The 25724-nt window shown below is 62.8% G+C and carries 21 protein-coding genes and 1 pseudogene; 15 read left to right on the plus strand and 7 right to left on the minus strand.

What is annotated here, in order from left to right:
- Positions 1-178: 178 nt before the first annotated feature.
- Positions 179-322 (minus strand): tyrosine-type recombinase/integrase, encoded by a 144-nt coding sequence (locus QQL28_RS45910; protein WP_348522502.1) that lies wholly within the window; start codon positions 320-322, stop codon positions 179-181.
- Between the two features lie 377 nt (positions 323-699).
- On the opposite strand from QQL28_RS45910, the gene QQL28_RS15530 reads away from it, so the two are divergent.
- From QQL28_RS15530 to QQL28_RS15540, 3 genes are all read left to right on the plus strand, one after another.
- The gene (locus QQL28_RS15530; RefSeq protein ID WP_284266692.1) at positions 700-2301 is read left to right on the plus strand and encodes a sugar ABC transporter ATP-binding protein; all 1602 of its coding nucleotides are present in this window, start codon (positions 700-702) and stop codon (positions 2299-2301) included.
- Entirely contained in the window at positions 2289-3281 is a 993-nt protein-coding gene (locus QQL28_RS15535) for an ABC transporter permease (RefSeq protein ID WP_284266694.1), read from the plus strand. The genes QQL28_RS15530 and QQL28_RS15535 overlap by 13 nt, the downstream gene beginning before the upstream one ends.
- A 66-nt stretch (positions 3282-3347) precedes the next feature.
- Entirely contained in the window at positions 3348-4499 is a 1152-nt protein-coding gene (locus QQL28_RS15540; RefSeq protein WP_284266696.1) for a substrate-binding domain-containing protein, read from the plus strand.
- A gap of 80 nt (positions 4500-4579) precedes the next feature.
- Here QQL28_RS15540 and QQL28_RS15545 read toward each other — a convergent pair whose 3' ends face one another.
- Positions 4580-5374: a DeoR/GlpR family DNA-binding transcription regulator gene (locus QQL28_RS15545; protein WP_284266699.1), complete on the minus strand. Its 795-nt coding sequence runs from the start codon at positions 5372-5374 to the stop codon at positions 4580-4582.
- 347 nt (positions 5375-5721) lie between these two features.
- Between QQL28_RS15545 and deoC the strand changes: the two genes are divergently transcribed.
- The 4 genes and pseudogenes from deoC to rbsK all read left to right on the plus strand — a co-directional run bounded on the left by deoC (position 5722) and on the right by rbsK (position 10207).
- On the plus strand, positions 5722-6639 hold the full coding sequence (gene deoC, locus QQL28_RS15550; protein WP_284267142.1) for a deoxyribose-phosphate aldolase: 918 nt from the start codon (positions 5722-5724) through the stop codon (positions 6637-6639).
- A 2-nt stretch (positions 6640-6641) separates the two neighbouring features.
- Entirely contained in the window at positions 6642-9029 is a 2388-nt protein-coding gene (locus QQL28_RS15555) for an aldehyde dehydrogenase family protein (protein ID WP_284266701.1), read from the plus strand.
- Between the two features lie 79 nt (positions 9030-9108).
- Positions 9109-9240: pseudogene (locus QQL28_RS15560) on the plus strand (RbsD/FucU domain-containing protein); the annotation flags it as partial.
- 43 nt (positions 9241-9283) lie between these two features.
- Positions 9284-10207 carry a ribokinase gene (gene rbsK / locus QQL28_RS15565; protein WP_284266705.1) on the plus strand — a complete coding sequence of 308 codons (924 nt, stop codon included), beginning with the start codon at positions 9284-9286 and terminating at the stop codon, positions 10205-10207.
- 313 nt (positions 10208-10520) lie between these two features.
- Here the strand turns inward: rbsK and QQL28_RS15570 are convergent, their stop codons facing one another.
- Positions 10521-11525, minus strand: a complete 1005-nt coding sequence (locus QQL28_RS15570; protein WP_284266707.1) for a LacI family DNA-binding transcriptional regulator — start codon at positions 11523-11525, stop codon at positions 10521-10523.
- A 292-nt stretch (positions 11526-11817) separates the two neighbouring features.
- Here QQL28_RS15570 and QQL28_RS15575 point away from each other — a divergent pair, with 292 nt between their 5' ends.
- From QQL28_RS15575 to QQL28_RS15600, 6 genes are all read left to right on the plus strand, one after another.
- Entirely contained in the window at positions 11818-12891 is a 1074-nt protein-coding gene (locus tag QQL28_RS15575; protein ID WP_284266709.1) for an ABC transporter ATP-binding protein, read from the plus strand.
- Between the two features lie 85 nt (positions 12892-12976).
- Complete coding sequence (locus QQL28_RS15580) at positions 12977-14209, plus strand: ABC transporter substrate-binding protein (protein WP_284266711.1); 1233 nt, start codon at positions 12977-12979, stop codon at positions 14207-14209.
- Positions 14210-14367: 158 nt separating this feature from the next.
- The gene (locus QQL28_RS15585) at positions 14368-15258 is read left to right on the plus strand and encodes a carbohydrate ABC transporter permease (protein ID WP_284267143.1); all 891 of its coding nucleotides are present in this window, start codon (positions 14368-14370) and stop codon (positions 15256-15258) included.
- Positions 15255-16109, plus strand: coding sequence for a carbohydrate ABC transporter permease (locus QQL28_RS15590; RefSeq protein WP_284266713.1), 855 nt, complete (start codon positions 15255-15257; stop codon positions 16107-16109). The genes QQL28_RS15585 and QQL28_RS15590 overlap by 4 nt, the downstream gene beginning before the upstream one ends.
- A 61-nt stretch (positions 16110-16170) precedes the next feature.
- Positions 16171-16926 (plus strand): SDR family NAD(P)-dependent oxidoreductase, encoded by a 756-nt coding sequence (locus QQL28_RS15595; RefSeq protein WP_284266715.1) that lies wholly within the window; start codon positions 16171-16173, stop codon positions 16924-16926.
- Positions 16927-16943: 17 nt separating this feature from the next.
- Entirely contained in the window at positions 16944-18935 is a 1992-nt protein-coding gene (locus QQL28_RS15600) for an alpha-glucosidase (protein ID WP_284266717.1), read from the plus strand.
- A 219-nt stretch (positions 18936-19154) separates the two neighbouring features.
- On the opposite strand, the gene QQL28_RS15605 is transcribed toward QQL28_RS15600, so the two are convergent.
- Both QQL28_RS15605 and QQL28_RS15610 read right to left on the minus strand, forming a co-directional pair.
- Entirely contained in the window at positions 19155-19457 is a 303-nt protein-coding gene (locus QQL28_RS15605; protein ID WP_284266719.1) for a hypothetical protein, read from the minus strand.
- A gap of 166 nt (positions 19458-19623) precedes the next feature.
- Complete coding sequence (locus tag QQL28_RS15610; protein WP_284266721.1) at positions 19624-19938, minus strand: hypothetical protein; 315 nt, start codon at positions 19936-19938, stop codon at positions 19624-19626.
- 472 nt (positions 19939-20410) lie between these two features.
- On the opposite strand from QQL28_RS15610, the gene QQL28_RS15615 reads away from it, so the two are divergent.
- A complete protein-coding gene (locus QQL28_RS15615; protein ID WP_284266723.1) occupies positions 20411-23155 on the plus strand; it encodes a bifunctional diguanylate cyclase/phosphodiesterase in 2745 nt (914 codons plus the stop codon).
- A 32-nt stretch (positions 23156-23187) separates the two neighbouring features.
- On the plus strand, positions 23188-24111 hold the full coding sequence (locus tag QQL28_RS15620; RefSeq protein WP_284266724.1) for an amino acid ABC transporter substrate-binding protein: 924 nt from the start codon (positions 23188-23190) through the stop codon (positions 24109-24111).
- Positions 24112-24121: 10 nt separating this feature from the next.
- Here the strand turns inward: QQL28_RS15620 and QQL28_RS15625 are convergent, their stop codons facing one another.
- Together QQL28_RS15625 and QQL28_RS15630 are read right to left on the minus strand one after the other, a co-directional pair.
- The gene (locus tag QQL28_RS15625) at positions 24122-24274 is read right to left on the minus strand and encodes a hypothetical protein (RefSeq protein ID WP_284266726.1); all 153 of its coding nucleotides are present in this window, start codon (positions 24272-24274) and stop codon (positions 24122-24124) included.
- A 111-nt stretch (positions 24275-24385) separates the two neighbouring features.
- The gene (locus QQL28_RS15630) at positions 24386-25723 is read right to left on the minus strand and encodes an ABC transporter substrate-binding protein (RefSeq protein ID WP_284266728.1); all 1338 of its coding nucleotides are present in this window, start codon (positions 25721-25723) and stop codon (positions 24386-24388) included.
- Between the last annotated feature and the right edge of the window lies 1 nt (position 25724).

The following is a 25724-nucleotide window of genomic DNA, read 5'->3' on the forward strand; positions in this document are numbered from 1 at the left end:
CGTCATCCATGCTGGCCCCCGTTCCCCAGCATGGAGTTTGAATCAGAAATTGTCTCCTCTGGGAATCCCGATTCCGGGAAAAAACAACATGCTCTAGCGGTGATGGCCGTTGGCGCCCCCTGCATGTAGTCGGGGTGATGGTGGCTATCGTTCTCTTGCAGGACCTCGACGGACATTTCTAAGAACCCCGCGGCCTCCCAGAGTGGCGCCCGCGCTGTATCAGCCACGTTGCTGCCGTGTGGCGCAGCGTGTGTGGGCTCACTTTGCCGGACAGACCGGCAAGACGGACGGCGCTGCCAAATCCCTTCTTGACCGAGGCGATGACGTTGACTGCTCATCCGATGATCTGGCGCACGTTGTCGTAGGCGCGATCCCCCGCGGCTTTCTTCGACATCGGTGAAGTCCACTCCGGCGTGACCGCCATTTGGAATCGCGCGGCCGGTCAGCCACCGCCGGGCTCCCGTTGGCCGTGTGCGCCGAGCGCAACACGATCAAAGCGACACACCCAATGCAAGTGTAACAGCCATGCGGTGTGAACGCGCGATGGCGACCGCGCAAACCGTGGCTGCGCCGCAATCCGAACGCTTGCCAGGCGATCTCTCCCATTGACAGGCCACTCGATGTGATAGAATTATAACACACTAAGTTGCAGTAATAACAAAATGTCACTATCGTACCAATGGTGATCGGGAGGAGACCTTGGAGCCGTCTGATTCGGTTGCAGCACAGCACCGACCGCCGACGCCGCTCGTGATGGTCAACGCCATCAACAAGAGCTTTGGCGGTGTGCGTGCGTTGCGCGACGTGAATCTGCAGGTGCGGGCAGGGGAGGTGCATGCACTGCTCGGCGAGAACGGCGCCGGCAAATCCACGCTGATCAAGATCCTCAGCGGTGTGCATGCCTTCGACAGCGGTGCGATCGAGATTTCCGGCCGGCCGGTTGCGTTCGACAGCCCGGCGAAGTCGCGCGAGGCGGGGATCGCGGTCGTCTACCAGGATTTGAGTCTCGTTGAGTCGCTCAGCGTCGGCGATAATCTGATGCTCGGCCGTGAGCCGCTCGCCCGCTTCGGCTTCGTCAGGAAGCGAGCGTTGATGATGCAGGCCGGCGCGATGCTGGCGCAGCTCGGCATTCCCCTCGATATCAAGGCGACCGTCGGCTCGTTGCCGTTCGCCTACCGCCAGATGACAGAGATCGCCAAGGCGCTGATGGGCGAGGTGCGGCTATTGATCCTCGACGAGCCGACATCCTCGCTGACCTCAGACGAGGTCCGCATCCTCTTCGACGCGATCGGCAAGGTAACGCGCCGCGGCGTCGGCGTGATCTATGTGACCCACCGGCTCAACGAGGTGTTCGAGATCTCGCAGCGCGTCACCGTGCTGCGCGACGGGGCCAATGCCGGCACGTTCGTCACTGCCGATACCGACATGAAGCGGCTGGTGAATGCGATCGTCGGAAGCGATCGATCCGCGCCGGCGGCGACCCGGGCGGAGCCACAGGCAGCGCGCGCCGTCGAACCGTCGCCGGTCCTGTCGCTTTCGAACGTCTCCAATGATCGGCTGCGTGCGGTGGAGCTATCGGTCATGAAAGGCGAGATCCACGGCCTCGCCGGATTGATCGGCAGCGGCCGCACCGAGATCCTGGAAACCATCTTCGGCCTGCGCCCGGTCGAGAGCGGCACGTTCGAGGTCGAGGGAAGGCGATGGCTGCCGAAGAGCCCGGCCGATGCGATCGATCAGGGAATCGCCCTGGTGCCGGAGGATCGACACGTGCAGGGCCTGGTGCTCGATCATTCGATCGAGCGCAACGTCACGCTGTCGCGCCTGCCCTATTTCTCGCGGTGGGGCTGGATGCAGCAGCGCGCTGCGACGAGGCGCGCTGAGACCGCCATCGGCAAACTTGCGGTGAAGGCGCAGGGCGCATCGAGCCTGGTCAGGACGCTTTCCGGCGGCAACCAGCAGAAGGTCGTGTTCGGAAAATGGAATGATCCGCGGCCGCATGTGCTGCTGCTGGACGAGCCCACCGTTGGCGTCGACGTCGGCGCGCGTGAGGAAATCTACGGCGTGATCCGGCATGCCGTCCGCGACGGCTCTGGCGTCCTTGTTGTCTCGTCCGACCTCGTCGAGCTGATCGAGCTCTGCGACCGCATCTCCGTGATCGTGAACGGCCGCGTCGCGAGAGTTCTGGTGCGCGGCGAGATCGATGACGCGGAGGAGCTGCACCATCTGCTTCAGCTGTACCAGGCCTCCGGCCAGGACACCTCGAACGGCGTATTGCAAGAGTTGCCAGCATGTCCGAACTGACCGCGCCCAACATCGTTGCCGCGCCGACGCGAGCCGACCGCCGCCGCAAGCTGTTGCAGAACCTTCTGCGCGGCGAGCGGCCCTACATGCTCTACATCGCCTTCGTGATTCTGCTCGTCGTGTTCAGCCTGTCCTCGCCCTGGTTCCTGTCGGTCGATAATTTCCTGAACATCGGGCGGCAAACCACGCTGGTGTCGATCGTCGCCGTCGGCATGACCTTCATCATCATCGCGCGCCAGATCGATCTCTCGGTTGCATCGACGCTGGCGCTATCGGGCATGGCGGCCGCGCTGGCAATGAGCCAGATCAACAACAGCTGGATCGTCGGCGCGGCGGCCGGGCTCGGCACCGGTGCGCTGGTCGGACTGCTCAACGGCATCCTGACCACGCAGCTTTCGATCCCGTCGTTCCTGGTCACGCTCGGCACGCTGAGCATGGCGCGGGGCCTTGCGATGATGGTCACCAATACCAAGCCGGTCATCATCACAAACGAGACCTATTTCGCGATCTTCGGCGAAGGCACGTTCCTCGGCATGCCGGTGCCGATCGCCTGGACGCTTGCGGCGATGATCGTCGGCATCCTGATGCTGCATTATAACGTGTTCGGGCGGCGGATCTACGCCGTCGGCGGCAATCCGACCGCGGCGCTCTATTCCGGCATCAACACCAAATGGGTGACGACGGCGGCCTTCGTGCTCACCGGCACACTGGCCGGCCTCGCGGCGCTGGTGCTGTCGGCGCGCTCGCACGCGGCGCGGCCCGACGTTGTGCAGGGCATGGAGCTCGACGTCATCGCGGCCGTCATCCTCGGCGGCTGCAGTCTGTTCGGCGGGCGCGGCTACATCCTGGGGACGCTGTTCGGCAGCCTGATCATAGGCACGCTGAACAACGGTCTGGTGCTGCTCGGCGTCAGCTCGCCCATGCAGCTCGTGATCAAGGGCGCGATCATCGTTGCCGCGGTTGCCTTCACGAAACGCTAATCGAGATCAGTAGGGGCAAAGTCGCCGGCCTCGGTGAAACGGCGACCAACGGGAGGAGTACGAACAATGAAGCCACGCTCACGACAAACCTTGCCGCTGACCGCGTTGATCGCGGCGACGGTCATCTCGATCGTCCCGTCGGCGCGCGCCGAAGTGCCCGCGACCTGCGTCAAGGGCGTCGATCTCGCGACCCTTGGGCCGAAGTCGATCATAGGGCAGGGCCCCCACGGCGAGAAGGCCGCCTCGCCCGAGGTGCTCGCGCTGTCGGATGCCGATGTCGCCAAGATCAAGGAGAAGCATTTCAAGGTTGGCATCTCCATGCAGACGGTCAATCTCGACTGGTCGCAGCTTCAGATCCAGGGCATCACCGATACGCTGAAGAAGTACGGCGTGACGGTGACCGGCGTCGCGTCCGCCGAGTATCAGGTCGACAAGCAGATCGCCGACATCGAGAACACCATCCAGCAGCATCCGGACGGCATCATCTCTATCCCGGTCGATTTCACCGCGACCGCGCCCACCTACAAGAAGATCGCGAAAGCCGGCATCAAGCTGGTGCTGATGGATAGCATTCCGACCGGCCTGAAGCATCCGGAGGAATATGCCTCGATGGTCTCGGCGGACAGCCAGGGCAACGGCGTGATCGCGGCGCAGATCCTGGCGTCCTGCGTGGCGAAGGACGGCACGATTGGTCTCGTCAATTTCGGCGTCGACTATTTCAGCACCAACGAGCGGACCAAGGGCGTTCGGGAGTGGATGAAGGCGAACCGGCCCGATATCAAGATGAAGCAGGTCGACTTCACCGATCCGCCAAAGGTCTCGCAGATCGCGGGCGACTTCCTCACCGGCAATCCGGATATCAAGGGACTGTTCGCGGTGTGGGATCAACCGGCGCTGGATACGCTGAGCTCGATGCGGGCGCAGGGCATCGACATTCCCGTCACGACGGTCGACCTCGGCCTGCAATCGGCGATCGAGATCGCCAAGGGTGGTCCGCTGAAGGCGACCGGCTCGCAGCGTCCCTATGACCAGGGTGTCGCGGAAGCGATGGCGATGATGAATGCGCTGCTTGGCAAGGAAACCCCGGGCTGGATCGGCGTGCAGTCGCTCCCAGTGACGCAGTCCAACGTGCTGGAGTCCTACAAAACCGTGTTCAAGAAGGAGCCGCCGGCCGAACTGGCCGACGCCTGCAACAAGGCCAAGCCGGCCTGCAACTGAGGCCCCCGGGCGATGCGCGGTCTCTAACGCCCGCGCATCATCCAGCAAGCCTGATCCGGGCGAGCCAGCCCCCGTCCGGATCAGGTGGCGCCCGAGACGTATTCGACGGGAAGGCCGCGCAAGTGCTTGCGCATCTCCGAAGGCACTGCGCCGCCGACGATGACCCGCGAGAATGAGCTGACATCGGAGAAGAATGCCGGCTTCAGGCTGCCGAGCTTGCTGGCATCGACCACCAAAATGCTCTCCATCGCGGTGGCGATGACCGCCTGCTTAATCGCGACCTCGTGAAAATTCGAGCAGCTCGCGCCGCGTGTCCAGTGCAGGCCGCCGGCGGAGATGAAGGCTTTGTTGACCCCGAGCCGCCGCAGATAGGATAGGCCGTCGTCCGACGAGAATGACTGCGATGACGGATGGTAAAGCCCGCCCATCATCATCACCTGCGTCGCGGGCCGCCGCGTCACGATCGATGCGACGTTCAGCGAGTAGCAGATCACCGAGAGCGGCATGTCCTCGGGCAGGCAATCTGCCAGCGATTGCATCGTAGTGCCGCAATCGATGAAGATGGTGTCGCCTTCCTTGATCGAGGCGGCTGCAGACCGGCAGGCGAGCCGCTTATCCTGCGTGTGCTGGTCGATCTCCTGCTCGAACGTGTACTTGATCCCGGTCGGCGATGCCGCGTTGACGACGTAGCCGCCGAGGAGGACGAGCACGGCCTCGGGGCCGGCCAGGTCCCGCCGCACCGTCATCTCGGAAACTTTCAGCAGCTCAGCGGCGTCCTTCAGATGCAGCGCGCCGCTGCTCTCGACGGCACGGCGCAGCCGCTGCAGTCGCTGGACGCGTGTCTCGTTGGGTCGTGCGTTCGATGTTTCTGCCATTTTCATCACCGACCCTGCTTATCCGGTTGACAATGATCTTACAATGATGTGAGTTTATCAACGAAGGAATGTTACAATAATAACATGAGGCCGACAGGGACGATCCGGTGTCTGGCGGTATGCGTCGGGAGGCGGTGGGACTTCGGCGGGCAAGGGTGGAGGATCGCATGTTGCAATCGACACATTCAATCTATCTGGCGTCTCAGCCGATTCGCTAGGACCGCACGGCTTAACCGATGGCGCAGAGCGTCTTGATGCCAAATCCATCCGCCGTGCAGGCGCAGCCGCACGCGCGGGGCGAGAGTCATGTCCATCCCGTCGCGCGCAATAGCGGTCGCGCGCTCGAGATGGATTGGGTCGACGAGATCAGGATCAATCTGTCCGCGGCCGAGCGCCGGGTCGCGAGCCTGCCGGGCCGACGCACCGTCAAGAAGGACGCGCAGGCGGCGTGGCTGCTGAAGGCCATTACCTGCATCGACCTGACGACCCTCAATGGCGACGATACTGCTGAGCGGGTGAAGCGGCTCTGCGCCAAGGCGCGGGCGCCGGTGCGAAGCGACGTCCTCGAGGCGCTCGGCTTTGCCGGGCGCGAGCTGCACACGGGCGCGGTCTGCGTCTATCACCGCTTTGTTGCAACCGCAGTCGAGGCGCTCGATGGCTATGACATCCCTGTCGCCGCGGTCTCGACGGGATTTCCAGCCGGCCTCGTGCCGCACGATCTGAAGCTGAAGGAGATCGAGGCATCCGTCAGGGACGGCGCGCAGGAGATCGACATCGTCATCACCCGCGAGCATGTGCTGACCGCCGACTGGCGCGCGCTTTATGCTGAGGTGAAAGACTTTCGTGCCGCTTGCGGCGATGCGCATCTGAAGACGATTCTGGCCACCGGCGATCTCAAGACGCTGCGCAACGTCGCCAAGGCATCGATGGTCTGCATGATGGCCGGGGCGGACTTCATCAAGACATCGACCGGCAAGGAAGGCGTCAACGCGACACTGCCGGTCACGCTCGCGATGCTGCGGATGATCAGGTCGTATCAGGAGCGTACCGGCTTCAAGATCGGGTTCAAGCCCGCCGGCGGAATCTCGACAGCGAAGGACGTGCTGAACTATCAGTTTCTGATGAAGGAGGAACTGGGACGCGACTGGCTCGAGCCGGATCTGTTCCGCATCGGCGCCTCAAGCCTGCTCGCCGACATCGAGCGCCAGCTCGAGCATCACGTCACCGGCCGCTACTCGGCCTTCAACCGTCACCCCGTGGGATGAGCATGAGCGTTGCACATTACTACGAGACCATGGACTATGGTCCCGCACCCGAGGCGGACGTCGAGGCGCGCGCCTGGCTGAAGCGGCACGACGCGACATTCGGGCATTTCATCGGCGGCAAATTCGTCGCGCCCCATGCCGGCAAGTATCTGACGACGATCGAGCCTGCCACCGGCAAGACATTAGCGAAGATTGCGCAAGGTGCGGCAGCGGATGTCGAGGCGGCGGTCTCCGCCGCGCGATCAGCGCAACCGCTGTGGGCAAAGCTCGGCGGTCACGGCCGCGCCCGTCATCTGTATGCGCTCGCTCGCATGCTGCAGCGTCACGCCCGGTTGTTTGCGGTGCTGGAAGCGATCGACAACGGCAAGCCGATCCGGGAAACGCGCGATCTCGACGTGCCGCTTGCCGCGCGGCATTTTCTCTATCACGCCGGCTGGGCGCAGTTGCAGGAGCGCGAATTCGCCGATCAGGTGCCGATCGGCGTGATCGGCCAGATTATCCCGTGGAATTTCCCGCTTCTGATGCTGGCATGGAAGATCGCGCCCGCGCTTGCCGCGGGCAATACGGTGGTGCTGAAGCCGGCGGAGTTCACCTCGCTTACGGCGCTGCTGTTCGCCGAGCTCGCGGCCGAGGCCGGCTTGCCGCCGGGCGTCTTGAATGTGGTGACGGGCGACGGCGCCACCGGCGCGTTGCTGGTCGAGAATCCCGATGTCGACAAGATCGCCTTCACCGGATCGACCGAGGTTGGGCGGTCGATCCGCCAGTCGACCGCAGGGAGCGGCAAGTCGCTGACGCTCGAGCTCGGCGGAAAATCGCCGTTCATCGTGTTCGACGACGCCGACATCGATGGCGCCGTGGAAGGCGTGGTCGATGCCATCTGGTTTAACCAGGGTCAGGTTTGCTGCGCCGGATCGCGCCTGCTGGTGCAGGAGGGGATCGCGGATACTTTCCGCAAGCGCCTGATCCGCCGCATGGAGACACTGCGCGTCGGTCCGCCGCTCGATAAGGCGATCGACATGGGCGCGGTGGTCGCGCCGGTGCAGCTCGAGCGGATCAAGTCGATGGTCGAGACCGGGGTGAAGGAGGGCGCCGAGATCTATCAGGCGCCGGCTGCAATCCCGAACGAGGGATGTTTCTATCCGCCGACCTTCCTCTGGAACGTGCATCCATCATCGACCGTGGCGATTGAGGAGATCTTTGGCCCGGTGCTGGTGGCGATGACGTTCCGCACGCCTGACGAGGCCGTGATGCTCGCCAACAATACGCGTTACGGCCTTGCGGCGAGCGTGTGGAGCGAGACGATCGGGTTGGCGCTCGATATCGCGCCGAAGCTTCAGGCCGGCGTGGTCTGGGTCAACGCGACCAATCTGTTCGACGCCAGCGTCGGATTCGGCGGTTATCGCGAGTCCGGATTCGGGCGCGAGGGCGGCCGGGAGGGCATGTACGAATATCTCAAGCCGAAGGCATGGAGCACCCGCAAGCCGCGGGCCAAGGTATCGGCGATGCCGGCACCATCGGCCGACAGTGCCGGGTTTGGCGTGCCATCGATCGACCGGACGGCCAAGCTGTTCGTCGGTGGCAAGCAGGTCCGGCCCGACGCCAATTATTCGCGCGCCGTGCTGTCGCCGAAGGGCCGGCATCTCGGCGAGGCCGGCGAGGGCAACCGCAAGGATATCCGCAACGCCGTGGCTGCGGCACGGTCGGCGGAAGCGTGGGCGCGGGCGACGGCGCATAATCGCGCCCAAATCCTCTACTACCTTGCCGAAAATCTGTCCGCGCGGAGCGACGAGTTCGCCCGGCGCATCGGCGACATGACGGGTATGTCGATCGCCAAGGCGCGTGCCGAGGTCGACGCGAGCGTCGAGCGGCTGTTCAGCTATGGGGCTTGGGCCGACAAGTTCGAAGGGAGCATCCACGCCCCGCCATTACGTGGCGTCGCGCTTGCAATGCACGAGCCGATTGGCGTGGTCGGAGTGGCCTGCCCGGACGAGGCTCCGCTGCTTGCCTTCATCAGCTTGGTAGCGCCGTTGATCGCAATGGGTAACCGTGTCGTCGCCGTGCCGAGCGAGCGCCATCCACTCGCTGCAACCGATTTCTACCAGGTGCTGGAGACGTCGGATGTGCCGGCGGGCGTGGTCAACATCGTCACCGGCGACCGCGAGGGGCTCGTGAAGGTACTCGCCGAGCACGACGATGTCGACGCGCTCTGGGCGTTCGGGTCGCAGGAGGCTTCGTTGGCGGCGGAGCGGCTGTCGATCGGCAATCTCAAGCGTACGCTCGTCGACCATGGCCTGGCGCTCGATTGGTACGACAAGACTGCGAGTGAAGGTCCGATCCTGCTTCGCCATGCGGTGCAGGTGAAGAACATCTGGATTCCCTATGGAGACTAAAAAATCGCCTTGGGGTGATGACGGTTGAGGATCCGGACCGCCAGAGTTCGGACGATCGAAGAGAAGGGAGGGACGCAACATGCTGAAGAGCATCAATGCACTGCTCAAGGCCGACGTACTCTATGCCCTGCTTGCGATTGGGCACGGGGATCGGCTGGTGGTCTGCGACACTAATTTCCCGGCCGACTCGATCGCGCGCTATGGCTGCTTCATTTTTACCAAAGGCGTCATCGCCCCTGACGGAGAATGATCAGATGAGCAGGAATGGTGTCGCCGTCCTTGGCGTCTTCGTCGTCGACCTGGCGTTCCGCGCCGGCAACATGCCCGCGATCGGCGAGACCATCGCGGGATCCGGGTTCGCCATGGGGCCCGGTGGCAAGGGATCGAACCAGGCCGTCGCGGCCGCGCGTGCGGGGGCAGGGGTGACCTTCATCTCCCGGATCGGCAACGACGCCTTCGGCGAGCTTGCGATCAAGACCTGGGAGTCCGAGGGGATCAGGCCGCGCGTTGCCAAGACCGCGGAGGCGCCGACCGGTGCCGCATTCATTTATGTCCATGAGACGCGCGGCGACAACGCGATCATCGTGGTGCCGGGCGCGGCGGGCGGTATCAGCCCTGCCGATGTCGATGCGGTGGCGGACGCTATTCGCGAGAGCCGCGTGTTCGTGACGCAACTCGAGCAGCCTGTCGAGGCGGCATTCAGGGGACTCGAGATAGCGCGCGCTGCAGGCAGCATCACGGTGTTTAATCCGGCGCCGGCGATCAAGTTCGATCAGAGCCTGTTCGCGCTTTGCGACTACGTCGTTCCCAATGAAACCGAAGCGGAAGCGTTGACCGGAATCGCCGTTGGCGATCTTGACGGTGCCCGACGGGCCGGCGACGCGCTGTTGGCCAAGGGCGCCGGGACCGCGTTGATCACGCTCGGCGAGCGCGGCGCCCTGTTTCATGCACGTGGCCGCTCGCTGCATGTGCCGCCCTTTACCGCCGGCAAGGTGGTCGAGACCACCGGCGCGGGCGACGCATTCGTCGGCGGCTTCGCGGCGGCGCTCGCTGATGGCGTCGATCCGCTGGAGGCTGCGCGCTTCGGGGCGGCCACGGCAGCAATCTCGGTCACTCGTCCAGGGACAGCGCCTGCGATGCCGCGCCGGGCGGAGATAGACGCGCTACTGAGGGAATAGTTCGCTTCACGGCTTCCCGTCCGGGCCTTTGGTGGGCACGTAAAGCCGATACAACGGGGGCGAGGACTTGCCTGACGCCGAAGGGATCATGAAGGATGTGGAGCGAGTTGAGCCCGGCTTCTCATTGGAGGCCGGGCTCTGATCGATAGCGCCGTTTCATCGCGTGTGTCTTGGTCGGCCGCCGGTTATAGGGCGAGCGATTGACCGGTCTCAGCGAGATGCCGACGTTTGTCCCGGAGCGCCTTGTCTGCCTCCCAGCTCATGTTTGGACGATCGTTGACGGCGCCTTGTCTGCAGATTGAAAGCTGCCAAATCAGCTACTTTGCCTGTGAAGCAACGAGAAAGAAGTGTCGATGACGGCCCGCTCCGTCTTGCCATCAACTCCCGCAATTCTCTCAATGACAAGCCGAGCAGCTTCCCTTCCAATGAGATCACCCGGCGGGCGGATTGTGGTCATGGATGGGTTACATCCTGCGCTGAAGCTCAAGTCACCGAATCCGACCACCGACAAGCGCTCGGGAACCGCGAGGCCGAGGCGCTGACATTCGAAAATCGCGCCTAGTGCGATGTGATCGTTCGAGCAGGCGATGCCGTTGACGCCTGGAAAGCGACGCAAGGCCTCCGTGAGCAGCATGGCGCCCACGTCGGCGCTTGCCGGGGCCGGATGCTGTATGATCCCGGCACTCACGTCCGGCACGCTCCGTGCGGTCTCGACGAAACCCTGTGCACGCTGTGCAGCGCGACGATCCTCCTGCAGGCGGGCTCCAAGAAACAACAACTGCTTGCGTCGGCGTTGTATCAGATGCGACGCAGCGGCGCTGCCGACCTGAACGTGATGGAAGCCGACCGCCATGTCGATGGGCTGCGCACCGAGCTCCCAGATCTCGACAACCGGCACCTTGCCATCGCGTAACAGCTTGCGGGTAGCTGCGGTGTGGGAGAGTCCAGTCAGGACGATGGCCGCTGGTGCCCACGACAGCGCCGTGCGCACCAGATCTTCCTCGTCGTGCTCACTATATTCCGTGTGCCCCAGCATGACCTGGAGGCGCTGCTTGCTCAGTTCGGACTGCATGGTGGCGACGGTCTCGGCGAAGAACGCGTTGCGAACCGAGGGGACAATGATGCTTACGACGCGCGACGAAGCGGCTGCTAGGCCGCCGGCCATCAGGTTCGGCACGTAGTCGAGCGCCTTGATGGCGCGTGCGATCGATTGGCTGGCAGCCGCGGAAACCGCGTCGGGCTTCCTGAAATAAAGAGATACCGTAGAGGGCGAGAGCTCAGCACGGGCCGCCACGTCCATGATCGTGACCCGCTGCATCTTTCGCCGGGAGCGCGGAGACTTTGGTGAGGCCATCGGAAAATAATAGCGCTGCGAACGCTGCGAGCATAAGTGGGAATGCCCTCGGAATGCAATCGCTTCTTTTCTTGTATATTGTGGCGTGATATCAGGGCATTGTCGTCAAATTTGACCACCGTCAAGGATAAGAGCGGCTTTCGCCTTGATCTAAAAATTGCAGCGCTGCGATGGTGGGCGGAAGATCGAACGGCGTGGCTTAGCAGTGCTTCGGCGGCGCTGCGAAGGCTGCAGGATGCGCGAGGGAGGTGACGGGATGGCTTCAGTCAGCCTGTGCAAGCTCGACAAGAGCTATGGCTCGTATCGGGTCGTGAAGGGGATCGATCTCGAGATCGCCGATGGTGAGTTTGTGGTCCTTGTCGGCCCATCGGGCTGCGGAAAATCGACTACGCTGCGAATGATCGCGGGACTGGAGAGCATCACGGGCGGCGAAATCCGAATTGGTGAGCGCGTCGTCAATGCGCTGCCGCCGCGTGAGCGCGACATCGCCATGGTCTTTCAAGACTATGCGCTCTATCCCCACAAGACCGTGCGCGAGAACATGGGCTTCAGCCTGAAGGTGCGCGGTGCGAGCGCCGAAGAGGCTGAGGCCAAGGTTGCTGCGGCGGCGAACATGCTCGGCATCGCGCATCTGCTTGACAGGCGGCCGGGGCAGCTCTCGGGCGGTCAGCGTCAGCGCGTCGCCATGGGGCGTGCCATCGTGCGGCGTCCGCAGGTGTTTCTGTTCGATGAGCCGCTGTCGAACCTCGACGCGAAGCTGCGCGGCGAGGTCCGCGCCGAGATCAAGAGGTTGCATCGAGCCATCGGGACGACCATCGTCTATGTGACCCACGATCAGGTCGAGGCGATGACGCTCGCCGATCGCATCGTCATTCTTCGTGGTGGCGATATCGAACAGATTGGAACGCCCGATGAGGTATACAACAATCCGGCGAGCGTATTCGTCGGCGGCTTCGTTGGCTCCCCGTCGATGAACTTCGCCAAGGCGAAAGCCGCGGGCGGCCTCCTCGATTTCGCCGACGGCAATCGTCTGCCGCTCGCCGCGCTTGGCGGTTGCGCTATGTCCGCGGTCGACGGCCGCGAGTTCATCGTCGGAATCAGGCCCGAGCACTTCACCACCGCGGCGACCGATACCGGTCTGAACTGCGTGGTCGAGGTCGTCGAGCCGCTCGGCTCCGACACGCTGGTGCATTTCTCCATCGGCGGATCCACGCTGACTGCCCGGTTGCCGCCCCAGGCGAGGCCCACGCCGGGCGAGGCACTGTGGATCGGTCTCGATCCCAGGAAGATCCACCTGTTCGACACGTCGACCGAGCGCGTCGTTCACTGAGCCGGATCGGTTAAGCCGGATCAAATTGCATTGACTGAGATAAAGACCCGCGAAAAGGGGCAACAAATTCAGCCAGGAGGAAACGATGAAGTTTGCAAGGCTTGCAAGTCTGTTGTGGTGCGGCGCCGTGCTGGCCTCGAGTCCGGCGTTCGCCGAAACGCAGTTGAAGGTCTATCTCTCGAGTCAAGGCCAGCCGGCCGTCTGGCGGAAGGCATTGGATCAATTCGAAGCGCACAACCCGGGGATCAAGGTGACGATCGAACTCGGCGGTGCGACGTCCGACTTGCAGGCGCAGTACCTCAACACCGTGATGTCGGCGAAGGATTCGTCTCTGGATGTTTTGATTCTCGACGTCATTCGACCGGCGCAATTCGCAGCCGCCGGCTGGCTATCTCCATTCGCCGGGAGGGATTTGCAGTCCTACCTCCGTCCCTATGCCGAGGCCAACACCGTCGACGGCAAGGTGGTTGCGTTGCCGGCCTTTGCCGACGCGATGTTCCTCTATTATCGGAAGGATCTGCTCGACAAATACGGTCTCCCGCCGCCGAAGACCTGGGACGAACTCGCCATCGCGGCGAAGAAAGTCACGGAGGGTGAGCACAGTCAAGATCTGCAGGGGCTTTCCTTCCAGGGCAAGGCGATCGAGGGCGCGGTTTGCACCTTCCTCCTGCCTTATTGGAGCCAAGGCAAGACGGTCGTCGAAGGCGGCAAGCTCACGTTTGATCGCGACGCCGCAACCAAGTCGCTGGCTCTCTGGAAAAGCTTCGCCGAAGCCGGCGTCGCCAAGAAAAACATTTCGGAAGTAGCGACCGACGACACGCGCAAGGAGTTTCAGGCCGGCAATGTCGTGTTTGCCGTGAACTGGGGCTACGCATGGGCACTGTCGCAAGGGGACGGGTCAGCGGTCGTCGGCAAGGTCGGGGTCGCGCGTCTGCCTGCCGTTGCCGGCGGTGAGCAGTCGAGCTGCCTCGGTGGTTGGGAGTGGGGCGTTTCCGCCTATTCCAAGCACCAGGAAGAGGCGAAGAAGCTCGCCGAGTACCTCTCCAGTCCCGAGGTTTCGAAATTCATGGCGATCAACGGCTCGCTGCTGCCGACCTACGCCGCGCTTTACACGGATTCCGAGGTAAACAAGGCTGCCCCGTGGTTTGCCGATGCAGTGCCCGTGGTGCGAACGGCGAGAGCAAGGCCAGTCACGCCGCGCTACAATGAAGTCAGCGAAGTGATCCGAACCACAGTCAACGCGGTGTTGGCAGGCGTCACTACCCCGGCCGACGGCGCCGCCCAGATCGAGAATCGCTTGAAGCGGATTCTCCGCTAGGGTCGGTCGCGACCGCGAGCAGAGGTGTCCTTCCTTCGTTCACGCCTTGCTCGTCGTCGTGAATCGATGCCGCGCCTCGAAAGACAATGCGGACCGGGCACATGACCGTGACATCCAGACTCGAGCAAGTCGCCGAACGCGTCGAAACCCGACGCGCGATGCTGTCACGCTTGCTTGATCCGGATGAAACCACGCTCGGCGCGCTGTTGCTTGCACCGGCCGCCGTTCTGCTCGGGGGCGTGATCGTCTACCCGGTCTGTAAGCTGCTCTACACGAGCTTCCTCGATCTGTCGCTGACGTCGGGTGCGCCGGCGCGATTTGTTGGGCTCGCCAATTTCCAGCAGATGCTTGAGGATCCGGTGTTCTGGCAGGCGACCTGGAACACCATCCTGATTACCTTGATCACGGTACCGGGAGCGCTGGTCGTTGGGCTCGGACTTGCGCTGCTCGCCAACCTCCCATTCAACATCCGCTGGCCGGTGCGGCTGTCGCTCCTCATCCCCTGGGCGCTGCCGCTCTCCTTCGCGGGCCTGATCTTCGCTTGGTTCTTCCATTCGGAGTACGGCGTCGTGAACGACGTGTTGAACCGCGTCGGCCTCCCCGGTGCGATCTGGTTCAATTCGCCGAGACTCGCATTCGCCGCGATCTGCCTTACGATCACCTGGAAAGCTTCGTCCTTCATGGCGATGATCATTCTCGCCGGCTTGCAGACCATTCCGCGATCGCTCTACGAGGCGGCGGACGTCGACGGAGCCGGGCGCGTGCGGCAGTTTTTCGAAATTACGTTGCCGCTGCTCAAGCCGACCATCGTGGTTGCATTGATTTTCAGGACGATTGCCGCGCTGCAGACCTTCGATATTCCCTACATGATGACGGGCGGCGGGCCCGGCACGTCGACCGCGACGCTCGCCATGTATATCCATCAGAACACCGTGTCGTTCCTCGATCTCGGTTACGGATCGGCGCTCGCGGTGGTGATGTTCATTCTCTCGATGTGCGTGACCGCGGTCTATCTGCGCATGATCAGCGGCAGGGAGGGCGCCCGATGAGTGCAACCGCGATTTCAACCAGCGGATCACTCCTGTCGGGAAAGCCGCTGCGCGCGGTGGCGGCCGTTATTCTCATCGTCAACGGCCTATTTCCTGCGCTTTGGATTCTCCTCACCTCGTTCAAGACCGAGGCGGAACTGACGCTGAAGCCGATCACCTGGCTGCCGCATGCGCCGACGCTGCAGAACTATATGCAGGCGTTCGCCGATCAGCCGCTGCTCATCTTTCTGTTCAACAGCTTCATGGTTGCGCTGTTGTCGACCGCGTTGACTCTTCTCATCTCGGTTCTTGCGGCTTATGCGCTTGCACGGCTGAATCTCCGGTTCCGGGGACTGATCATGTCGCTGATCATCGCGGTCTCGACCTTTCCGCTGGTGACGCTGCTGGTGCCCCTGTTCGAGACGATGCGCGCGCTCGACCTGCTCAACACCTGGACTGCGCTGATCCTGCCTTACACGGTGTTAAGCCTGCCGGTGTGCACCCTGGTGCTGACCTCGTTCTTCGAAGGCATCCCGCGGGATCTCGAGAACGCCGCGATGATCGACGGCTGCACGCGATTTGGCGCGCTGTTCAGGGTGGTGGTGCCGCTCTCTGCGCCGGGCGTCTTTACAGCGGGCATCCTCGCCTTCGTCAACTCCTGGGACGAATTCCTGCTGGCGTTGTCATTCAACTCCAACCCGGCGCTGCGGACGCTGCCGGTTGGTATCCAGCTCTATCAGGGCGAATTCGCCTTTCCCTGGCCGGTCATCTCTGCCGCGCTTGTCGTAGGCATCGTGCCGGTCGCGGTCCTGATCGTGATCTTCCAGGAGCGCGTGGTCTCGGGGCTGACGGCGGGGGGACTCAAGGGATGAGGTGTTAACGTGTCTAAGAAACGTCGACCATCTGAGCAGAGGCTATTGCGAGGCGCCTGAAATGACCGCTTACGATTCCGTTCGCTACACTTCCCTGAAGGACCGCAACGTGCTGATCACCGGTGGCGCCTCCGGCATCGGCGCCGAGATGGTGAAGGCGTTCGCGGCTCAAGGGGCGACGGTCTCTTTCATTGACATCGATGTCGATGGGGGTGCGGCGATCGCAGCCTCGACGGGAGCAGAATTCACCGCGTGCGACATCACGGATATCGCAGCGCTGAGGTCCGCTATCGCGGCCGTGGAAGGCAGACATGGGCCGGTCGCGGTGCTGATCAACAACGCAGCCCGCGACGATCGCCACGCCATGGCCGATGTGGAGCCCGAGGCGTGGCGGCGCACGCTGGCGCTGAACCTCGATCATCAGTTTTTCGCGAGCCAGGCCGTGCGCACGCGGATGGCCGAGGCTGGCTGTGGATCGATCGTCATGTTCGGCTCGGTCTCCTGGATGCGCGGAATTCCGGGAATGGCCGGCTACACGGCGGCGAAAGCCGCGATCAACGGCATGACCAAGACGCTTGCCCGAGAGCTCGGCCCGGCCGGCATTCGCGTCAACTGCATCGTGCCCGGCGCAATCGTGACCGAGCGCCAACTGCGGCTGTGGACGACGCCGGAAAGCAATCAGAAGTTCATCGACAGCCAGGCGCTTAAATTCCGACTCGACGCCACGCATGTGGCGCGCATGGCGCTGTTTCTCGGCTCCGATGAGAGCGCCGGCTGCACGGGCGCGAACTTCGTTGTCGACGCCGGCCTGACATGAGTACTGAAGGAATGGACATGAGACTTGAGACCACCCAGGCGGGTTTTACGCTTTCTCTCGATGGTCGCCTGCTTCTGAGACACAGTGCGGCGGCTCCGTGCTTCTTCGTCGGGCGAGGCAACGACAGCATCGAGATGCATCGTGGCCGTTTCGAGATCGAAGATCGCCTTGTCGAGCGCTGTCCGCTGGCGCATGCCGAGATCGATGGTGAAAGGATCGTTCTTGCAGTCATGAAGGGGCAGCCACCGCGCCTGGTCATCAGGCTCGAGGGGAATGCCTTGGTGCTGCAAACCGTCGATTCCACCGTGAACCGGTTCTGGATTCGAGTGGCTGCCGATCAGGATGAGCACGTCTGGGGCGGTGGCGAGCAGTTTTCCTATTTCGATCTGCGCGGTCGTCGTTTTCCATTATGGAGCTCGGAGCCGGGCGTCGGGCGTGACAAGACGACGGAGATCACGTTCAAGGCGGATGTCACTGACAAGGCGGGCGGCGACTACTACCACACTTACTATCCGCAGCCGACCTATCTCTCATCGGCGCGCTATGCGCTTCATGTCGCAACGTCCGCCTTCAGCGCCTTCGATTTCCGCGACCGTTCGTTTCACGAAATCGAGGTCTGGGCTGTTCCGGAGCGGATCGAGCTTTTTGCCGCACCGTCGTTCATCGAGCTGGTCGAGATGCTGTCCGGCCGTTTCGGACGCCAACCGCCGCTGCCGGAATGGGTCTACAACGGCGCGATCATCGGGTTGAAGGATGGGACGAATTCATTCAAACGCCTGGTCAAGATGCGCGAGGCCGGCGTCAAGGTCACCGGCCTGTGGTGCGAGGACTGGGTCGGCATCCGGCCTACCGCGTTCGGCGCGCGGCTGTTCTGGAATTGGCAGGCCAACGAGACGCGATATCCGGGCCTGCGGCAGCGCATTGCCGAACTGAACAGCGAGGGCATCCGGTTCCTCGGCTATGTGAATCCCCATCTCTGCGACGATGGGGCCTTGTTCAAGGAGGCGGAGGCCGCGGACTATTTCGTCAGGGATGCCTCCGGGCGAACTGCCCTGATCGATTTCGGCGAATTTCATTGCGGCATCGTTGATTTCACCAATCCAGATGCTGCGGCATGGTTCTCCGAAGAAATCATCGGCGTGAGAATGCTCGACTATGGCCTGTCCGGCTGGATGGCCGATTTCGGCGAGTATCTGCCGGCTGACGTGCGTCTCGCCAACGGGATGGACGCGAAGCTCATGCACAATCAATGGCCGACGCTCTGGGCGGAGGTGAACGCGAAGGCGGTGGCGAGCCGCGGCAAGACCGGTGAAGGGCTGTTTTTCATGCGCGCCGGTTTCACAGGCGTGCAGAAATATTGCCCCTTGCTCTGGGCCGGCGACCAGTCGGTCGACTTTTCCCGCCACGATGGGCTCGTGACGGTGATGTGCGCGGCGTTGTCCTCTGGACTGCTTGGGAATGCGTTTCATCATTCTGACATCGGGGGTTACACGAGCCTGTTCGGCAATGTCCGCACGCCCGAGCTGATCATGCGCTGGGCGGAGATGGCTGCGTTCAGCCCGGTCATGCGGAGTCATGAGGGCAACAGGCCGCGCGACAATTTGCAGCTCGACGGCGATGCCGTAGTGCTGCAGCATTTCGCGAGGATGACCGAGATCTACGTTCATCTCGCCCCCTATCTCAAAACCTTGTCGCTGGAAGCCGCTCAGCGCGGCCTTCCAGTGCAGCGTCCCTTGTTCTTACACCACGAAGCCGATCGCCGGACGTACACCATTCAGGACAGCTATCTCTATGGTCCCGATCTGCTGGTCGCGCCCATCTGGCAGGCATCCCAAGAACAGCGGACAGTGTACCTCCCAGCCGGAACCAGTTGGGTCCACGTCTGGACAGGCCAGTCATTTTCAGGCGGCGATAAAATTACCGTCGACGCTCCACTAGGACAGCCGGCGGTCTTTCATAGGGCGGACTCCGCGTTTGGATCATTGTTCCGCGGATTGCGGGAGATCTAGGCGACACGTGGGTGGATGAAGCAGCATCCGACAGAGCGCCTCGCCTCATGGCGCTGTGTGATTGGCAAGCAGGATGGCAGGGAGTCCAGGGTAGAGAGCCGCTTGCCGGATTCACAACCTTAGAGCGTGTCTCCAGATTTGACTATGGGGATACAATAGTAGGTGCGGCGCCGCCGGGATCGGCCGCGCCGCTGTGACTTGCGCTACAGAGCAGGAGCGTCAGTACTCATCCGGCACGTAGGCCGGCGCGCCCCAGCCAGGCTCGCTATATCCATAGCCGTAACTGCGGCCCCAGTAGCCATAGCTGTTGGTGTGGTGCCAGCTGCTAAGGTTTCGACACTGGCCGACGCCAGCCATCAACTGGCCGCCGCTCATCGCCGGGCCAGCCGCGCCAACGACATTTTCACTCGACGGGGTGCACCAGCCCGGTCCGCGTCCCGCGGCAAGAGAAGGGCTTGAGGTCGCGAGCGGCAAAATCATGGCCGTCAGTGCGGCCGCGCTCACAAGTTTCAAACGCGTCATTATTGTCTCCATTGCTTGGATTGACAGAGGGCCAATCCCTGCCGCCGCCAGCCGTTCCTTACGGAACGGTCGCGATCTCGCGAGCACGGGTTTCCTCGGGTTTCACGGAACGGCGTGGATCCGCATCAGCACCTTCACGGGCGCGCGGTCTGCCAAGCGCGCGTCATCATCTGCGCGCGACCAGCACGCCCAGGAGAAACGCCACCAGCAGCGACGGTAGCGGCGCCTCGCGCACCATTCCACGCACGATGTCCGGCCAGTGCTGTTGGTCGGCGCCGGTCTCGACTGTTGGCCGGATACCCCACTCCGATGCAAGCGCGCCGATTTCACGCGGCGTGAGTCTTGAGGCGTCGCGGACGCGGAAGATCGCGGCTTCCGAACGGTCGCGCGCGGGCAGCGCCATGAGCGTAGCGAGCGCGGTGCGCAACGTCATCTCGCCATAGCCTTGCAAACGAACCGACTCTTCCGGGTCGGATGTCATATGTAGTTCTCCCTCACGCGGCGAAGTGACGGGCGAGGGTGAACACCGCCGTCGCGCAGAGAACCAGCGTGGAAATCGCGCCGGCGACGCCGCGCACAAGGCGGGCGCGTGTCAGATGCCTTGCCATGCGCCTCTCCTCTTCCTTTGAGGAAAATCGCGGCGCGGCCGGTTGGTTCCTCATGGAGAGACATAACCGTGGCTAAGGCTCGGTATGGCGTCGCGCAAAATCACCCGTCGCCAGCCAAAATCCGGCAAGCTGTGCTCGCCTCATAAGTAATCACACCCCAGGTACCCTGCATTTTCTCGATGCTCCGATCTCCGTAGAACTACCGAAAAACGCAGGCGCAACCATGCGCTCCTCTGCATCATTTGCGGTCACGTAATACGCACGTAACCGTAACTGACGTTTCAGCATCGACCTCGCGCCCGCCTTAACTTGTTCCAAGAATTCAAAGCCTAGACCTGCCGGAAGATGAAATTCCGAAAAGATCCGCAGGGGATCATGTTGCCGGCTGGCCGTTCGCTCAAAGGCCTCGTGACGATGTTCGGACGGGAGGGCGGGGCCCTGCCGATGCGCCGGACCGGCTCGACGCGTCCCGTCGTCGCCCTGATGCTGTGCGGCGCGTTCCTGATCGCGCTCGTCGTCTGCACTATCGCCCTTATCCTGTCCAACCTGCGCGATCACGCGATCGCGGAGAGCAAGCAGCAGTTGCTGGCAACTGCGAGCGTACTCGCCAAGCAGGCCGCCCGTGACTTCGAGGCCGTCGACCTGATCGAGGCGAATCTGATCGAGCACATGCAGACCCTCGCGGTCGTCTCGGACCAGGTCTACGCACGCGCCATGGCGAGCCGCGATATCCAGCTCATGCTCCAGGACAAGATCAGCGGTTTCCCGCATATCGAGGCCGTGATGCTCGTCGGCGCCGACGGCACGGTGATCAACTCGTCCATCGCGTGGCCCACCCCATCCCTCAATGTCGCAGAGCAGGATTACTTCCGGTCCCTCAAGGCCAATCCGGCGCTGACCTCGAAGCTCGGCCGTCCGGAGAAGGATCTGCGGACCGGGGCCTGGACGATATCGCTGGCCCGGAAGTTCATGGGCTCCGACGGCGAATTCCTCGGCCTCGTAGTCGGCACGATCAAGTCGCACTATTTCGAGGAGCTCTATCGAACGCTGGTCCGCGGCCCCGACGAGTCGATCGCGTTGCTTCGGCACGACGGCGTGATGCTGGCACGCTATCCGCACGCCGATTCCCTGATCGACAAGTCCGTGTCCGGCAGCTGGCTGGACGAGATCATGCGAACCGGCGGCGGCGTCACCCGACTGACCGATGCGGAGGGCGGCACTGACCGGCTGATCGCGGGCGCACGCCTTGCCAATGTCCCGATCCACCTGACCACCAGCACCACGGTGCCCGCCGCGCTCGCTGGCTGGCGGACGGAGGCGTTGTTCCTGATCGGACTCACTATCGTGCTCGTCATTGCCATCGGCGGCGCGGGAGCCATGGTCGTGCAGCACTTCCGCAAGCAGAGCATCCAGCTCGACGCAACCCTCAACAACCAGTCGCAGGGCGTGTGCATGTACGATGCGCACCACCGTCTCATCGTGTGCAACGACCGCTACGCCGAGATGTTTTGCCTGCCTCGCGAACTCACGCGACCCGGCACCACGCTGCACGAGATCTTCGGCCACCAGATATCGCAAGGCCTGTACTCCGAGAGCGACCCCGACGCGCATATCGGCGACCTGCTCGCCGTGATCGCGGCCAACAAGCCGGCGAGCATCGTGGCTGAGCTGCGGGACGGACGTGCCGTGGTCGTCGTGTTCCGGCCGGTGCCTGGCGGTGGCTTCGTGATGACGGTGGAGGACATCACCGAGCAAAAACGGGCCGAGAAGCGCATCGCGCACATCGCACACCATGATGCCCTGACGGGCTTGCACAACCGCGCCTCGTTTTCCGATTATCTCGCGACGACGGTCGACGAGACGATCAGCGCCGGCGGAGCGTTCGCGATTCTGTGCCTCGACCTCGACCGCTTCAAGGAGATCAACGATCTGCATGGCCATCTGATTGGCGACGCGCTGCTCTGCGAGGTGGCGCGGCGTCTGAAAGAGGTCGCAGGGAGTGCGTTCCTGGCCAGGGTCGGCGGCGACGAGTTCATCGCGGTGCTGCTCGGCGAGGCGCAGGCTGCGGCTGCCGGTCAGCTTGCGGAGCAGCTGCGGACGGCCCTCGTCGGCGACATCGAGATCGCGGGACGGCAGGTGCGCATCGGGCTGAGCATTGGCATCGCGCGCTCTCCCGCCGACGGCAACGATCCGACCACGCTGCTGGCCAATGCAGACATCGCTCTCTATCGTGCCAAGTCCGAAGGACGCAACGCGATCCGCTTCTTCGAGGCGGACATGGGCGCGCAATTGCGTGATCGCCGCGAATTGCAGCACGATCTGCAATCTGCGGTGGCCAATGGCGAGCTGCGCCTCGATTACCAGCCGCTGGTGCGGATCGGCGGCGAGATCGTGGGCTTCGAAGCCTTGGTCCGCTGGCACCATCCGAAGCGCGGCGTCGTCTCCCCCGGCGTCTTCATTCCGCTCGCCGAGGAGAACGGCCTGATCGTCGCCATGGGGGAATGGATACTGCGTGCGGCGTGCCGTGAGGCCGCGTCCTGGTCGAATGAGCTGAAGATCTCCGTCAATCTGTCGCCGGTGCAGTGCCGCAACGACGACATCGTGCGGCTCATCCACGAGATCCTGATCGAGACCGGATTGAGCGCAAGCCGGCTCGAGCTCGAGATCACGGAAGGCGTCCTGATCGACGACTTCTCCGGCGCTGTCTCGATCCTGCGCCGGCTCAAGGCGCTCGGCGTGCGCATCGCGCTCGACGATTTCGGCACCGGCTACTCGTCGATGTCTTATCTCCAGGCATTCCCGTTTGACATGATCAAGATCGACCGAAGCTTCATCTCGAACCTCGAGCGCGCGCAGTCGAAGGCGATCCTGCGCGGCGTCATCGGATTGGCGCGCGGGCTCGAGCTTTCGGTGACGGCCGAGGGCGTCGAGACGCAGGCGCAGCTCGATGTCCTGTCGCAGGCGGGATGCGATTTAGCGCAGGGCTTTCTGTTCGGACGGCCGGCCTCGATCAATCAATACGCGCAGATCGTGGGCGGAGCGCCGAGCCTTGCTCGGCGCGTCTTGGCGAGCCAGGCAACCACGGCATGAGCGGGCGTCGATCCCGAGGAGAAGATGGACCAATGAAGATCAAGATCATCCTGGCCGCAGTCGCGCTGAGCGTCGCGACGCGCGCGGCGATCGCCGAAGAACCGTCCGGTACGCTGGGGAAGATCAAAAGCTCCGGCTCGATCACGATCGGACATCGTGAATCATCGATCCCGTTCTCGTACTATGACAGCAACGAGAAGGTCGTAGGCTACGCCATGGACCTCTGCTACCTGGCTGCCGACGCCGTGAAGGCGCGCCTCGGGATGGAGAAGCTCGACGTCAAGCTCGTGCCCGTCACCCCGTCGGGTCGCATTCCGTCGGTGCTGAACGGGACGATCGATCTCGAATGCGGCACGACCACAAACAACATCGAGCGGCAGAAAGTGGTGTCGTTCTCGACCACCTATTTCGTGGCCGCGAACCGCTTCATGTCAAAGACGAAAGCCAAGCTGCGGACTCTGGATGACCTCAAGGGAAGGACCGTCGTCTCCACGATCGGATCGACCAATCTCAAGCAGCTCAGCGAGCTCAATGCGCAGCGTCATCTCGATCTCACCATCCTGGCCGCCAAGGATAACGGCGAGGCGTTCCGGATGCTGGAATCCGACCGCGCCGACGCCTTCGTGATGGATGATATCCTGCTCTACAGCCGCATGGCTCACTCGACCACTCCCGGCGAGTACAGCGTGTCGGAGGACGCGTTGTCGGTCGAACCATATGGCATCATGCTCCGGCGCGACGATCCGGCCTTCAAGAAGGTCGTCGACGATGCGCTCACGGCCGTCTATCGCGGCGGGGAGATCCAAAAGATCTATGCCAAATGGTTCCTGGCTCCGATTCCGCCGAACGACGTCAATCTCAACGTTCCGATGAGCGCGCAGCTTCAGCGCACGATCGAGCATCTGATCGACAGCGGCGATCCCGACGCGTATCTGGCGGAAAAAAACACGCAGTGACGAGCCTGCGTCAATCGTGATGATGGACCTCGACGGTTAGCTTGTGGACGGCCGGATCTTCGGCGACGAGCCGGGCCAGGGCGATACCGAAATTGCGCGTCATCTCAAAAGCCGTCGGACGTTGCCCGCGCGTACTGGGAAGCGCGAAGTCGAGTGTGGCCACCGACCACGGCGTTTCGTTGGGTACCCAGGTGTCGCAAACCTAGTAGTAGCGCGGGTCGCGTTTGGTCACTTCCGATCCGCTACGTGGAGCGAGCCGCCATGCCTACCGTCCTCAGCCTCGCATGAAGCCCTCGCACTCGCCCTCCGCCCACGCGAGGCTGTTCTCCATCGCTTCACCCCGCGAGTAGCGGAGGCACATCTTGGTCAGCGTCGCCTGCGTAAAGATTTGCTGCGCGATCTTCGGCGGGGCGGGCCAAGCCGCGATTGACAGTCTCTGATGATTGTGGGGATTGGGATAGTGATAGAGCGTGCCCTTCGGCGGCTCCGCTTCCGCCCAGACTCTTAAGTTCGTGAACTTCTCGTAGGCAGGGAGATCATAACCGCCGCTGGCGACTACCAGCTTCTCAATCGACGACGGCTGAGAGAGATGCGCGAGCAGGCTCTTGGCCGCCTCCTTGTTCTTGGAGAAATTCCAGACGCCCCAAAAGAAGGGCAAATACGGCGCAAAGCGGCCTTTCGGGCCAGCCGGGAAGCCGTGGGTCCAGCATTGCTCGGCAATTTGCGGCGCGTCGCGTTTGGCGACTGCCCAAGCGCTCGGTGCGTTCATGATCAGCGCCCCCCTGCCAGAGATCAGCCATTTATTGTTGGAAGCATCGTCCCACGCCGGCACGTCGGGGGGCAGGAACGCGATTAGCTTCTTGTAAAATTCCAGCGCCTGACGCACCTCGTCGGTCTTGACGGTGAGATTGCCTTTGACATCGACGAGCTGCGCGCCGAATGACTGGAAGAATGCGCCGGCGGCAACCACGCTGTCAGGGGTCTCTCCCAATCCGATGCCAAAGGGGAAGCCGCCTTTGTGGCAGGCTTCGGCCGCCTTCAAGAACACGTCCATCGTCCAGCTGTCGGCCAGCGGCGAGCTGCCTGCCGGGTATATCGCCCGCACGTCGATGCCGGCGTATTTTTTCATGAGATCAATGCGAGAGCAGGGAGCCAGAATTGAGCTACCAATAGTAGCGGGAACGGCCATCCAACTGGCGTTTACCTGGCCGAGATACTTCACCGTGCCGTTCGCCTCGCCGTTCTGTCTGAGGATCGGCTCCATGACATCGTTCACCGGCTCGAGCTGTTCGGCATAATTGTGAACACGCCATGTCGCCATCGCAAGAATGTCGTGTCCAGCTTTCGCTTGCGCTTCGGCAGCGCCGGTTAGAAGTAGTTTGTTGCCTAAGCTAGTAATGTAATCGATCCGAACCTCGACCTTTGCCTTCTCGGCCCATTCTTTGACGATATCCGCTGAGGTCGCGTTGGCGCCCGGCACAAAGTGGTCCCAGAAACCTATCGATAGCTTACCGGCAGCGTGAGCGCCGCGCACATAAGGCGTAGCGAGGAGCGCTGCGGACGACGTGGCGGCCGCGGCTACAAATTCTCGCCGAGAAAGTTTTCGTGACATT

Source organism: Bradyrhizobium iriomotense, from assembly GCF_030160715.1.
GTDB classification, from domain to species: Bacteria; Pseudomonadota; Alphaproteobacteria; order Rhizobiales; family Xanthobacteraceae; genus Bradyrhizobium; species Bradyrhizobium iriomotense.

Bases quoted from the DNA above. Each gene is read 5' to 3' on its own strand.
- QQL28_RS15535 (WP_284266694.1), top strand. From the start codon at position 2,289: ATGTCCGAACTGACCGCGCCCAACATCGTTGCCGCGCCGACGCGAGCC.
- QQL28_RS15540 (WP_284266696.1), top strand. From the start codon at position 3,348: ATGAAGCCACGCTCACGACAAACCTTGCCGCTGACCGCGTTGATCGCG.
- QQL28_RS15545 (WP_284266699.1), bottom strand. From the start codon at position 5,374: ATGGCAGAAACATCGAACGCACGACCCAACGAGACACGCGTCCAGCGA.
- deoC (WP_284267142.1), top strand. From the start codon at position 5,722: ATGGATTGGGTCGACGAGATCAGGATCAATCTGTCCGCGGCCGAGCGC.
- QQL28_RS15555 (WP_284266701.1), top strand. From the start codon at position 6,642: ATGAGCGTTGCACATTACTACGAGACCATGGACTATGGTCCCGCACCC.
- rbsK (WP_284266705.1), top strand. From the start codon at position 9,284: ATGAGCAGGAATGGTGTCGCCGTCCTTGGCGTCTTCGTCGTCGACCTG.
- QQL28_RS15570 (WP_284266707.1), bottom strand. From the start codon at position 11,525: ATGCAGCGGGTCACGATCATGGACGTGGCGGCCCGTGCTGAGCTCTCG.
- QQL28_RS15575 (WP_284266709.1), top strand. From the start codon at position 11,818: ATGGCTTCAGTCAGCCTGTGCAAGCTCGACAAGAGCTATGGCTCGTAT.
- QQL28_RS15580 (WP_284266711.1), top strand. From the start codon at position 12,977: ATGAAGTTTGCAAGGCTTGCAAGTCTGTTGTGGTGCGGCGCCGTGCTG.
- QQL28_RS15585 (WP_284267143.1), top strand. From the start codon at position 14,368: ATGCTGTCACGCTTGCTTGATCCGGATGAAACCACGCTCGGCGCGCTG.
- QQL28_RS15590 (WP_284266713.1), top strand. From the start codon at position 15,255: ATGAGTGCAACCGCGATTTCAACCAGCGGATCACTCCTGTCGGGAAAG.
- QQL28_RS15595 (WP_284266715.1), top strand. From the start codon at position 16,171: ATGACCGCTTACGATTCCGTTCGCTACACTTCCCTGAAGGACCGCAAC.
- QQL28_RS15600 (WP_284266717.1), top strand. From the start codon at position 16,944: ATGAGACTTGAGACCACCCAGGCGGGTTTTACGCTTTCTCTCGATGGT.
- QQL28_RS15605 (WP_284266719.1), bottom strand. From the start codon at position 19,457: ATGACGCGTTTGAAACTTGTGAGCGCGGCCGCACTGACGGCCATGATT.
- QQL28_RS15610 (WP_284266721.1), bottom strand. From the start codon at position 19,938: ATGACATCCGACCCGGAAGAGTCGGTTCGTTTGCAAGGCTATGGCGAG.
- QQL28_RS15615 (WP_284266723.1), top strand. From the start codon at position 20,411: ATGAAATTCCGAAAAGATCCGCAGGGGATCATGTTGCCGGCTGGCCGT.
- QQL28_RS15620 (WP_284266724.1), top strand. From the start codon at position 23,188: ATGAAGATCAAGATCATCCTGGCCGCAGTCGCGCTGAGCGTCGCGACG.
- QQL28_RS15630 (WP_284266728.1), bottom strand. From the start codon at position 25,723: ATGTCACGAAAACTTTCTCGGCGAGAATTTGTAGCCGCGGCCGCCACG.